The 11,332-nt window shown below is 64.0% G+C and carries 11 protein-coding genes; 7 read left to right on the forward strand and 4 right to left on the reverse strand.

Annotated elements, in window-relative coordinates:
* From HY058_16835 to HY058_16865, 7 genes are all read left to right on the forward strand, one after another.
* Positions 1-1,522, forward strand: a 1,522-nt coding sequence (locus HY058_16835; GenBank protein ID MBI3498962.1) for a hypothetical protein, incomplete at its 5' end; no start/stop codon positions are given.
* 85 nt (positions 1,523-1,607) lie between these two features.
* Entirely contained in the window at positions 1,608-2,609 is a 1,002-nt protein-coding gene (locus tag HY058_16840) for an ABC transporter substrate-binding protein (protein MBI3498963.1), read from the forward strand.
* Between the two features lie 15 nt (positions 2,610-2,624).
* Positions 2,625-2,846: a hypothetical protein gene (locus HY058_16845; GenBank protein ID MBI3498964.1), complete on the forward strand. Its 222-nt coding sequence runs from the start codon at positions 2,625-2,627 to the stop codon at positions 2,844-2,846.
* A gap of 175 nt (positions 2,847-3,021) precedes the next feature.
* Entirely contained in the window at positions 3,022-3,492 is a 471-nt protein-coding gene (locus HY058_16850) for an adenylate/guanylate cyclase domain-containing protein (protein MBI3498965.1), read from the forward strand.
* A complete protein-coding gene (locus tag HY058_16855) occupies positions 3,410-4,615 on the forward strand; it encodes a tetratricopeptide repeat protein (GenBank protein MBI3498966.1) in 1,206 nt (401 codons plus the stop codon). The genes HY058_16850 and HY058_16855 overlap by 83 nt, the downstream gene beginning before the upstream one ends.
* Complete coding sequence (locus tag HY058_16860; protein ID MBI3498967.1) at positions 4,612-6,225, forward strand: winged helix-turn-helix domain-containing protein; 1,614 nt, start codon at positions 4,612-4,614, stop codon at positions 6,223-6,225. The genes HY058_16855 and HY058_16860 overlap by 4 nt, the downstream gene beginning before the upstream one ends.
* A gap of 2 nt (positions 6,226-6,227) precedes the next feature.
* Entirely contained in the window at positions 6,228-6,365 is a 138-nt protein-coding gene (locus HY058_16865; protein ID MBI3498968.1) for a hypothetical protein, read from the forward strand.
* A gap of 353 nt (positions 6,366-6,718) precedes the next feature.
* Here HY058_16865 and argC read toward each other — a convergent pair whose 3' ends face one another.
* The 4 genes from argC to HY058_16885 all read right to left on the reverse strand — a co-directional run bounded on the left by argC (position 6,719) and on the right by HY058_16885 (position 11,086).
* Complete coding sequence (argC, locus tag HY058_16870; protein MBI3498969.1) at positions 6,719-7,684, reverse strand: N-acetyl-gamma-glutamyl-phosphate reductase; 966 nt, start codon at positions 7,682-7,684, stop codon at positions 6,719-6,721.
* Positions 7,685-7,988: 304 nt separating this feature from the next.
* Positions 7,989-9,002: an enterochelin esterase gene (locus HY058_16875; protein ID MBI3498970.1), complete on the reverse strand. Its 1,014-nt coding sequence runs from the start codon at positions 9,000-9,002 to the stop codon at positions 7,989-7,991.
* Entirely contained in the window at positions 8,999-9,880 is an 882-nt protein-coding gene (locus HY058_16880) for an N-formylglutamate amidohydrolase (GenBank protein ID MBI3498971.1), read from the reverse strand. The genes HY058_16875 and HY058_16880 overlap by 4 nt, the downstream gene beginning before the upstream one ends.
* 255 nt (positions 9,881-10,135) lie before the next feature.
* On the reverse strand, positions 10,136-11,086 hold the full coding sequence (locus HY058_16885; GenBank protein MBI3498972.1) for an arginase family protein: 951 nt from the start codon (positions 11,084-11,086) through the stop codon (positions 10,136-10,138).
* Between the last annotated feature and the right edge of the window lie 246 nt (positions 11,087-11,332).

The following is an 11,332-nucleotide window of genomic DNA, read 5'->3' on the forward strand; positions in this document are numbered from 1 at the left end:
AACGATGGTTTCGCACGAGGACGGCCAGCCCGAGGATCGCCGGATTCGCTTCCGAGTCGGTGTGAACGTCGGTGACATCGTCATCGATGGTGAGGACATCCTCGGCGATGGCGTCAACATCGCAGCCCGCCTGGAGCAGATGGCGGAGCCAGGCGGGGTCTCGATCTCGAGCCAGGTATACGACAGCATTCGAGGGCGGATTGATCTAGAAGTCGAAGACACCGGAGATCAGACGCTCAAGAATATCGACCACCGGGTGCGCGTATACCGAGTCCGAGTTCGTGCGGTCGAGGAGGCACACGCGGGAATGTCCGAACGACCCGCTCTCCCACTTCCTGACAAGCCCTCCATCGCCGTGCTGCCCTTTCAAAACCTCTCCGGCGATCCCGAGCAGGAGTATTTCTGCGACGGCATGGTCGAGGAGATCATTACCGGTTTGAGCCGCATCCGCTGGCTGTTCGTGATCGCTCGCAACTCCTCCTTCACCTACAAAGGCAAGCCCGTCGATGTGAAGCAGGTCGGACGCGACCTCGGCGTGCGTTACGTGCTCGAGGGATCGGTTCGCAAAGCCGGGCAAAGGGTCCGGATCACCGCTCAGCTCATCGACGCGACCGGCAACGTCCATCTCTGGGCCGATAAATTTGAAGGTGCTCTGGACGATGTGTTCGCCCTGCAGGATCAGGTGACGGCTAGCGTCGTCGGCATTCTCGGCCCCACATTGCAGCGCGCGGAGATGGATCGAACCAACCGCAAACCAACCACCAACCTCGACGCCTACGATCTATATCTGAAGGGGTTGTCGCACTACTATCGGCTCACAGACGCCGACATTCAGCGAGCCTATAGATTTGCCAAACAGGCCGCCGATATGGATTACACCTTCGCATTGGCGTTGACGCTGATGGCGTTGTGCCAGCATCAGATCTTTCTCTTTGGATTCGCGCCGGTTGAGGGTGACCCCAGCGTCGAAAGTGTCCGGCTTGCCCGGTTAGCGCTCAACTGTGATCCTTTGGATGCGGACGTTCGCGGGATGGTAGGTTTTATGCTGTCATACTATGACCACGACACCGCTTCAGGTCTTTCGCTCACCGAAAAAGCCATCAACCTAAATCCTAACTCAGCGCGGGCGCGCGCTTGGGGAGGCTGGGTTCACCTCTTCGCAGGAGACGCGGTTCAGGCCCGCGTTCATTTCCTACAAGCTATCCGTCTAAGTCCACTTGATCCAAACATTGGAATCCACCGGAGCGGGCTTGGAGGCTCACATTTATTCGAGAAGAAGCTGGATGAGGCTCTCCCGGTCTTGGAGGCTGCTATCCAGGAGATAACCTGGCCTCTAACTTACCGCTTTTTGGCCGCTACATTGGCGCACCTTGGTCGAGTGCACGAGGCCCATGAAACGATCAAACGGCTGTTGCTAATTCAGCCAGACGCAAGGATCGCTAGTTCTTGCAGACCTTACAAGCGGAGGGATCAGGCTGCCTTCTACGGCGAGGGTCTCCGCATCGCCGGGCTGCCGGAATGACAGGCGCCACCCGAAAGATCGCTGCGATGCTCGCCGCCGCTGTGGCGGGCTACAGCCGGTTGATGGGCGCCGACGAGGTGATCGAATGATCTCGCGGCGTAAAACCCTCGGCGCGCTTGCGCTCGCCGGTACGGCGGTCGCATGGCCGCGGGCCGTATTTGCCCAACAGGGCGACAGGATCGCCCGGATCGGTGTGCTGATGAGCACGGCGGAGTCCGATCCAGAATCGCAGTCCCGGGTTGCTGCCCTCGCGCAGCAGCTTCGCGACCTGGGGTGGGTGGACGGCCGTAACGCGAAAATCGAGTATCGATGGACGGATGCCGATCCCGCGCGCACGCGCGATCATGCGAAGGAGCTGGTCGCGCTGCGGCCCGAGGTGATCGCCGTGCAGGGTCCGGTTGCGGTCGATGCCCTCCTGCAGGAGACACGCACCATTCCGATCGTGTTCATTCTGGTGTCGGACCCGATCGGCCGAGGCTTCGCCTCCAGCCTGGCGAAGCCCGGCGGCACCGTGACCGGATTTACCAACGTCGAGCCCATGGCGGCTGGTAAATATCTCGAGGTCCTCAAGGAGATAGCCCCGCGCGTTGCGTATATTGCGGTCCTCTTCGATCCGCTGACGACTCCCGCTGGCGGGCTATACATGCCATCCATCGAGGCTGCTGCCGCATCGTTGAGAGTGGATGTGAAGCTTGCGCCGGCGCGCACCGCCGACGAGGCCCAGCATGCCATACATGCCTTGGGCGATGATCCCGGCTGGGGCCTCGTCGTGCTGCCCAATCCCGTCACCGAAGGTCATCGCAAGGCGGTCATTGACCTCGCGGCTCGTTACCGCCTGCCGGCGATCTACCCTTATCCGCAATATGCGGCAGACGGCGGCTTGGTCTCCTTCGGGATCGACGCGAAAGACACGTTCCGACGTGCAGCGGCCTACGTCGATCGCATCTTGCGCGGGGAGAAGCCCGGCGAGCTCCCGATCCAGCAACCGACCAAGTTCGATCTCACCATAAACCTCAAGACGGCGAAGGCCCTCGGCCTTACGATTTCGCTGCCCTTGCTCGGCCGCGCCGACGAGGTGATCGAGTGAGGCGGCGGGAGATCATTGCGCTTCTCGGCGGTGCGGCGGCTGGTGGCCATCTGGGGCTCAGACAAACGTGACAATCATCGCCATCGATATTGCCCAGGTGCCGAGCCCGAAAAACCACGCCGCGATGACTTGCTGTGTACGGACCGCATGATCGACTGGTTCGAGGAAATGCTGCATGGGTTCCTCCGCATGGCGATCTACCCAGAGGATGCCGCCGAACCGATTTCGCCGCTGTGACTGAAATCACAGGGCCAGTCCAGCCGAGCGCGCCCCGCCGAACCGCTCCATCGCGGGGCTAAGCCTTTGGATCGAAGGAGTTACTTTGAGAAGGCGGTGGCGCGGCGCCGCGCAATTGGCGGTTGCGGGGGCTAAAGATTAACATCCCCTTCGATCAGCCGTTCCGGGGAGGGCGGTGGAGGCCGAACGCGCCAAGCGCAGGCTTGCGGCCATCGTCGCGGCCGACGTCGCCGGCTACAGCCGGCTTGTCGGCGTGGACGAGGAGGGAACGCTCGCGCGCCTGAAGGCGCTTCGCCGCGAGCTTATCGATCCCAAGATCGCCGAACATTCCGGCCGCATCGTCAAGACCACCGGCGATGGGCTGCTCTTGGAGTTCGCCAGCGCGGTCGATGCCGTCCGCTGCGCCGTGGACATCCAGCGAACGATGGTTTCGCACGAGGACGGCCAGCCCGAGGATCGCCGGATTCGCTTCCGAGTCGGTGTGAACGTCGGTGACATCGTCATCGATGGTGAGGACATCCTCGGCGATGGCGTCAACATCGCAGCCCGCCTGCCAAGGAGCGTTGCCACTTCCCGACAAGCCGTCGGTCGCGGTGCTGGCGTTCGACAACCTCTCCGGCGATCACGAGCAGGAATATTTTGCTGACGGTATCGTTGAGGACATCATCGCGGCCCTTGCGCGGTTTCGATGGCTCTTCATCATCGCCCGCAATTCGAGCTTCACCTACAAGGGCAAATCGGTCGACGTGAAGCAGATAGGCCGCGATCTTGGTGTCCGTTACGTGGTCGAGGGCAGCCTTCGCAAGGCAGGAAACAAGGTGCGGATCTCCGCCCAGCTCATCGACACGACGACCGGCGCGCATGTTTGGTCTGATCGCTTTGAAGGCGCGCTCGAGGATATCTTCGAGCTTCAGGACCGCGTCGTGGCCAGCATAGTGGGAACGATCCAGCCGGAGCTGCGGCAGGCCGAGATCGAACGGGTTCGTCGCAAGCCGACGGAAAGCCTCGACGCGTACGACTTTTACCTCCGTGGCCTCTCCAGTTTTCAGGGCAGAAATCGAGAGAGCATGGATGACGCGCTCACCTTGTTTAAGCGGGCGGCCGAATTGGACCCCGAGTTTGCGGCTGCACATGGAATGGCGGCCTATTGCCTGGCGCTTCGACGGAGCTATGGATGGTCCGCGAGCGTCGTTGCCGAGGATCAAGAGATCCGTGGTCTCGTTGCACAAGCGACCGACACTGGGCGTAACGATCCTGTAGCACTCTATGCCGCCGGATGGGCGCTCGCTTTTATCTTCCACGATCTCGAAGGGGGTGCGGCGCTCATCGATCGCGCGCTAAATCTTAATTCGAATGACGCGGTGGCATGGGGGATCAGCGCCATGACACTTGCTTGGCGTGGAAAGCCAGAACTCGCCCTCGAGCATGCAGCGCGGAGCATTCGTTTGAGCCCACGGGATCCGCTCAATTTCTTGGGCCATACGGCCATGGCGCTCTCCCACATTTATGTAGGGCAGTACGAAGATGCAGTCGCCTGCATCGAAAAGTGCATACGCGACTATCCGGAAGCTCCGGCGACCCTGAGGATTGGGGCCGTCGCCTATGCCAACCTTGGTTACCTCGATAAGGCTCGCGCTCTGGCGGCGCGCTTGCTTGCGTTGAATCCCGATTACACGCTCTCTAAGCATCGGGCCCTCTTTTTCTTCCAACGACCCCAGGACGCTGAACGCATGTTGCAAGGGCTTCGGCTTGCGGGCATCCCGGAATGACCCCTCCCGGTCATGCGGCTGTGAACCCGCGTGCAATCGGCGAAAGTGCGAGTCTGTGCTTCGAGGATTTTGTTCTTGATATTGCCAAACGCGAGCTTCGCAAGGCCGGCGAGTTAGTCCCATTAGAGCCGCAGGTCTTCGACCTCCTGATCTACGTAGTCCAGAATCGCGACCGGGTGGTGAGCAAGGACGATCTCCTGGCCGCCGTGTGGGGCGGACGGATCGTCTCGGAATCCACGCTGACGACTCGCATCAACGCCTTGCGCAAGGCGCTCGGCGACAGCGGTACGCAGCAGCGGCTCATCCGCACCGTGGCCCGCAAGGGCATCCGTTTCGTCGGCACCGTAGAGGAAGCCCCGATCGATGGGCTCACGCTGCGGAAGGATCAGCCTCGAGTTACCGAAACATCCTTGCCTCTTCCCGACAAGCCATCCATCGCGGTTCTGCCCTTCCAAAACCTCTCCGGCGACCCCGAGCAGGAGTATTTCTGCGACGGCATGGTCGAGGAGATCATCACCGCGTTATCTCGGCTGCGATGGTTCTTCGTGATCGCGCGTAATTCGAGCTTCTCCTACAAAGGGACATCGCCTGACGTCCGGCAAGTCGGGCGCGATCTCGGCGTGCGCTACATATTGGAGGGGAGCGTGCGCAAAGCGGGCAATCGCCTGCGTATCGCCGCGCAGCTCGTCGATGCCGCGACCGGCAACCACCTCTGGGCCGAACGATATGATCGCGAGCTGGCGGATATCTTCGCAATACAGGACGAGATCACGGAGAGCGTCGTCGGCTCGATCGAGCCGCAGCTTTACGGTGCCGAGAATATGCGTGCCAAGGCACAGCCGCCTGCCAATCTCGATGCATGGGGTTGCGTCATGCGAGCCTTGTCGCTCTTCAGCCACATGACGGCGGAAGACACCCGGAAGGCGCTGAGCTTCCTCGAGCGCGCGATATCGTTGGACCCCAACTATGCGCGTGCTCTTGCGTTGCTTGTCTGGACAAGGGTCCGGAGCGCGTATTACGGCTGGGGCGGGGACTTGAGAACGGTCGTGCCGCAAGCCAAGGAGTCCGCCGATAAGGCAGTCGCACTTGATCATGATGATCCGTGGGTTCATTTCGCCTTGGGTTACATAGAATTTTTTCTTCGCAGGCAGCAGGAGGCCGTCGCGGCTCTTGGCAAGGCGATTGAGCTCAATCCCAACTTTGCTCTGGCCCATGGATTCATGGGTCTCATGCTCGCATCAGGCGGCCGGCCCGAGGAGGCGATCGAGGCGATCGATCGGGCACTCCGCATGAGCCCCCGCGATCCCTTCAAGCAGCACTATTTTCATCATTACTCGCTGGCCTGCTGCGCAGCAGGTCGCTTCACGGAGGCAGCCAACTGGGCGCAACGGGCGCTTCAGGAGCGCGCCGACTACGTCCTCGCCCATCGGAGCTTGGTCGCAAATTGCGCTCTGGCAGGCGATTTGGAGCGCGCGCGAGCAGCGCTGACGACACTGAGACGACTGCAACCCGGCATATCGCTTGCCTGGGCCGAGGAGAACCTGCCCTACAATGACGCGTTGCGCCAACGCTTCGTCGAGGGGCTGCGGCGAGCCGGGCTCCCGGAATAATCATGATTTACGTGCCCGCGGCATCGGGCGTCGGTGACAGTCCGGCTTATCAGGCTGGGAACGGCGTCGGCCTGCTGCAGCGGATGGCGGTGCGCCGGGTGCTGAAGCGGGAAAACAACCCCTTGGTCGCGGCGGCATAGGCCACCCCTCACCCTCCCACGCTACGCGCGGGCCCCTCGTCGGTCCGCTCATTGCGGCCCCGACCCCGCGGTGCGGGAGAGGGGATTCAGCGCGACCTCATCTGGCCCCTCTCCCGCATCGCGGGGTCGGGACGGTTGGGGACGGGTCCTCCCGTCCCCAACGGTGCCGAGCGCATGCGAGGCGGGTGAGGGTCTTTGCTCCAACCGCGTCTCCGGAGCGGCCCATGGCTGGATCGCGCGGAAACACCGGCTCGCACAAAATTCTCGTTCTGGCAGAGAGACTTACCGGTCGGCAGAGGCAACTGTCCCACTGTCCCAGTCCCGGGCACGCGCGGGGTGGGACAGCGCCGGACTCAGGCGGCCTCGGCCATGGTCGACAGGCCGGCGGCGGGATCAAGCCCGAGCATGAGGTTCATGTTCTGCACCGCGGCCCCCGAGGCGCCCTTGCCGAGATTGTCCAGGACCGCAACCAGGAGGGCTTGGCGGCGACTGTCGTTGGCGAAGACATAGAGCCGCATCTCGTTGGTGCCGTTGAGGGCTTCCGGCTCGAGCGCGTCCATGCCGGCCTGCGAGGCCGGCGGCGCCACCGAGATGTAGCGGCTGCCGCGGAAGTGCTGGGCGATCGCCTCATGGAGATCGGCACCCTTGACTGCCTTCGGCAAGGCCCAGAGCTGCAGCGGCACCTCGACGATCATCCCCTGGCGGTAGCGGCCGACCGAGGGCGAGAACAGGGGCCGGTTCTCCAGGAGCGAATACGCCTGCATCTCCGGCACGTGCTTGTGCTCGAGACCGAGGGCATAGACCCTGACCGCGGCCTTTATCGCATCGGCGGCGGATGGGTCTTCGAATTGCTGGATCATGCGCTTGCCGCCGCCGGTATAGCCCGAGACGGCATTGACGGTGACCGGGAACGACGCGGGCAGCAGCCCGGCCTTGACGAGGGGGCGGAGCAAGGCAACCGCACCGGTGGGATAGCAGCCGGGGTTGGAGACCCGCGCCGCCTGAGCCACCACATCGCCATGGCCGGCATCGAGCTCGGGCAGGCCATAGGCCCAGCCCTCGGCCACCCGGTGCGCCGAGCTCGCATCCAGGATCTTCACCGCATTGTTGCGAACCAGCGACACGGCCTCCCTGGCCGCTTCGTCGGGCAGGCAGAGAATGGCGAGGTCGACCCCGTTCAGCACCTCGGCGCGGGCGGCCTTGTCCTTGCGGCGCTCGGCGGAAAGGCTCACGAGCTCGATATCCCGGCGCCCGCTCAGGCGCTGGTGGATCTGGAGGCCGGTGGTTCCCGCTTCGCCGTCGATGAAGACTTTAGGCATGGCCGAATTCCCGTGCTTGGCCTGGTTGTCGCGAGGCTGATTATAGCGGATGGCCGCGGCGCACAAGGCCCGAAACCGGAAGCCCAGGCATGCGCACAAGATATTGCCGAGGGGCGCTCCAAACCGTTTCTTATTCGCCGAGCGAGACGACTTGCAGGCAATAAATGCGCGGATCCCAATGCACCCCCACCCCGACCCTCCCCCACTTAGCCGTGGGGGAGGGAGCCCGAACTCGGCTTCGTGCCCCCTCCCCCGCGCGAAGCGTGGAGGAGGGTCGGGGTGGGGGCATCATCGGTGGGGGCACCTATTGCGACAACGCCTCGACCAGGAACGGCAGGCTCACATCCATGCGGTAGTCGACCGAGCTGTGGTCGTCGGGGAATTCCTCGTAGCGGTGCCGGACGCCGAGGCGGTTCAGAGTCTGGTGCAGGCGTCTCGAACCGTAGTGCAGGTGGAACTGGTCCTCGCTGCCGCAATCGATATAGAGACCCTTGAGCCGCTTGAGATTGGCGACGTTGGATGCGGCGATCAGCACGGGGTCATGCTCGAGCCATTGTGCCCAGCGCTCGGGGATGAGGGCGCAGGTCTCGAGATCGACCGGCAGGCGGATGCCGAGGAACGAATTCGGGTCGGGATCGTAGGTCGCCGCCATCGCCAGCATCATCAGGCAGTGGGTCTCTTTCTGGGTCGGTTTCTTCGCCGCTTCGAAATGCTTGATGAAGGTCTCGATCGAACGGCGGTGCTTGGCGAGCTCGTTCAGCGTATTGGGCATGTCGGCGAGGTAGACGAGATCGAAGGCCATGTCGCCGCTATGGCAGGCGGCGGCCGCCCAGAAATCCGCCCGCCGCATGGCGTGGGTGATCGCCCCGAAGCCGCCGGAGGATTTGCCGAAGCAGCCGCGATTGCCCGCACCCCCGCAGCCGAATTCCCGCTCGACCAGCGGCACCGCCTCCTGCACGAGATAGTCCTCGTAGCGCCCCATGGCGGCGGAGTTGATGTACTGGTTGCCGCCGAGCCTCGTGAAGCAGTCGGGAAAGGCGACGACCGCCGGCGCCATGGCACCCGAGCCGATGAGACGGTCGAGCCGCTCCGGCGCGTTCTCGGTGAAGGGGCGCCAGTTCGTGTGCGCCAGCCCCGAACCGGTGAAGCCGACGAGATCGACCAGGAGCGGCAGCCTCTCCCCCGCCCGGAAGCCCGGCGGAAGGTAGACCTCGAGCGGGCGCGTCGTCGGATCGCCCAAGAGGTTGCCTTCGAGCACCCGGCTCGCCAAGGTGAGGCGACGCACCTCGCCCGGCGGATGCGCCCGCTCGCGCCTCATTCCCCCTCGCTCCGGGAATAGGCCCCTTCGCTCCGGGAGAAGGCAACGACGGCGTCGATCAGCTTGGTCAGATCGGCTTGCAGCTTGGCGAAGCCGGAAGTCTTGGTGATGCGCTCCTCGTCCATATAGAGCTTGCGGTTGATCTCGATCTGGAGCGAATGGCGACCGGCCTCGGGCTTGCTGTGGCGAACCACCAGCTCGGCACCCTTGTAGGGCTGATTGACGGTGACGCGGTAGCCCATGCCGACGAGCGCATCGAATACCGCCTTGGTGAAGGTGCCGGCGCAGCTGGTGCCGTCGCGGTCGCCGAGCACGAAATCCGGGCGCCGCGAGCCGGCGTCGACGGTCATGGCATTGCCGACGGACTTCATCGAATGGCAGTTGATGTGCCAGACCCGGCCGAAGGTGCGGTGCAGCCGGTCGAAGGCGGCCGCGATCTCGCCGTGGTAAGGCTCGTAGTAGCGGCGAATGCGCTCCTCGACCTCGGCGACCTTGAGCTTGCGGTCATAGACGGGCACCCCCGGCACCGCCAGCCGGCGAATGAGGCCCAAGCCCAGTTCGGTTTTCTGGGTGGGCGCCAGCTTCCCCGGCCAGGGACCGTCGAGGAGGGCCGCATCGATGTCGCGATCGTTGCGATTGGCATCGATGAAGCTGCGGGGAAACAAGGCATGGATCAGGATGGCGCCGCGCGACGGTGCGGCGGCGAACAGCTCATCGACGAAGGCGTCCTCGCCGGTGCGCAAGACCTCCAGCGGGGCCGAGGGCCGAAACTCCTCGGGATAGTCGGCGCCGCTGTGGGGCGAGTCGAACAAGACCGGCACCGGCGGCGCCGTCGGCTCGATCCGCTTCAAGACGCGGGGCAGCTCGTGGATGGTCATGGTCGTAACCGACCTTCTTGCTTAGGAACGGAGGCTCGATCCTAGAGCATGTGCCGGTAAGGTGGCATCACCCCCTCACCCTACCCTCTCTCCCCCAATGGGGGGTCGGAACGGTCGGGGACGGGTCCTTCCGTCCCCGACGCAGCGCCGGAAGGATCCGGCGCTGCCGTTCCCGACGGTTGCGGAGGCTTGGCGAGGCGAAGCCGAGCCTAGCCGAAGCTGGGTGAGGGGGATTCCACGTCATCGCCATTCGCTCTAACGGCGCTTGGCCCGTGGCGCACGCATCTGCCGCCGGGTAGGTGCCCCTTTGCGGGCAAGGTGGGTGAGCGCCGACAGCATGACCGTGGCGGCGAGAAAGGCCGACATGCCGCCCGTATCGTGGGGCGGGCTCACGGTATTGACGTCGAGGGCAACGATGTCGAGGGCGCAGCACAGCTCGAGCGCGAGGAGACCCTCGGCGGCGGAGACCCCGCCCCAGACCGGCGTGCACACGCCGGGCGCCACCGACGGGTCGAAGAAATCCATGTCGAAGCAGAGATAGACCGGGCGGTCGCCGACCTTGCGACGCACGGCACCCATGACTGCCGCAATGCCGCGCCGGGCCAGCTCGGACATGGTGACCAGCGAATAGCCGAGCTTCAGCGCATGCTCGTAGATGCCGGGCACCATGGTGCTGCCGCGCACACCGATATGGAAGGAGCGCCCGGCATCGACCACCCCCTCCTCCGCCGCCCGCGCGAAGCCGGTCGCGGTGTTGTAGCCGGGAATGGGATAGGCATCGGTGTGGGCATCGAGATGCACGGCCACCAGGTCGGGATAGGTGCCATGCAAGGCCCGCATCTCCGGCAGCACGATGGCGCCGTCGCCGCCCATGGTGATCGGCGTGGCCCCGGCCTTGAGGATGGATCCGACGGAAGCGGCGATGGCGGCGTAGGACGGCTCGATCTCTCCGGGCTTCACCGCCGCATCGCCGCAATCGACCACCTTCAGGCTTTCCAAGGGATCGAGCCCGCTCAGCGGATCGTGGGGGCGCAGGAGCCGGGATTGCTCGCGGATCGAGGCTGGGCCCAGCCGCGAGCCGATGCGGGTCGGATGCGTGCCGCAATCGAAGGGAATGCCGAGAATGGCGGCCTTGCTGCCCTTGGCGTCGGACCTGAACGGCAGGCCCATGAAGGTGTCGAGCGGGACGAACGGAGACGTGGACATCGCCGACGAGCTTGGGCGGGTCCGCCAATCCTGTCAAACCGCCGCATTGCGCCCGAAGCAACGCAAAACGCCCCTCCCCCACTTTATTAGACCGTCATGCCCGGACTCACATGAGGGTGTTGTCGTCAAGGGGTCATTTGGCTCTCCGTCTTTTAGATCCTGGAGCGAGCCTGTTGTCAGCCACGGCGTCGATGCCGTGGAACCTCACATCCGGTCGCCGCTGTTTGCGGCTGGCACCACAATCCC

Source organism: Pseudomonadota bacterium, assembly GCA_016195085.1.
Classification (GTDB): Bacteria; Pseudomonadota; Alphaproteobacteria; order SHVZ01; family SHVZ01; genus JACQAG01.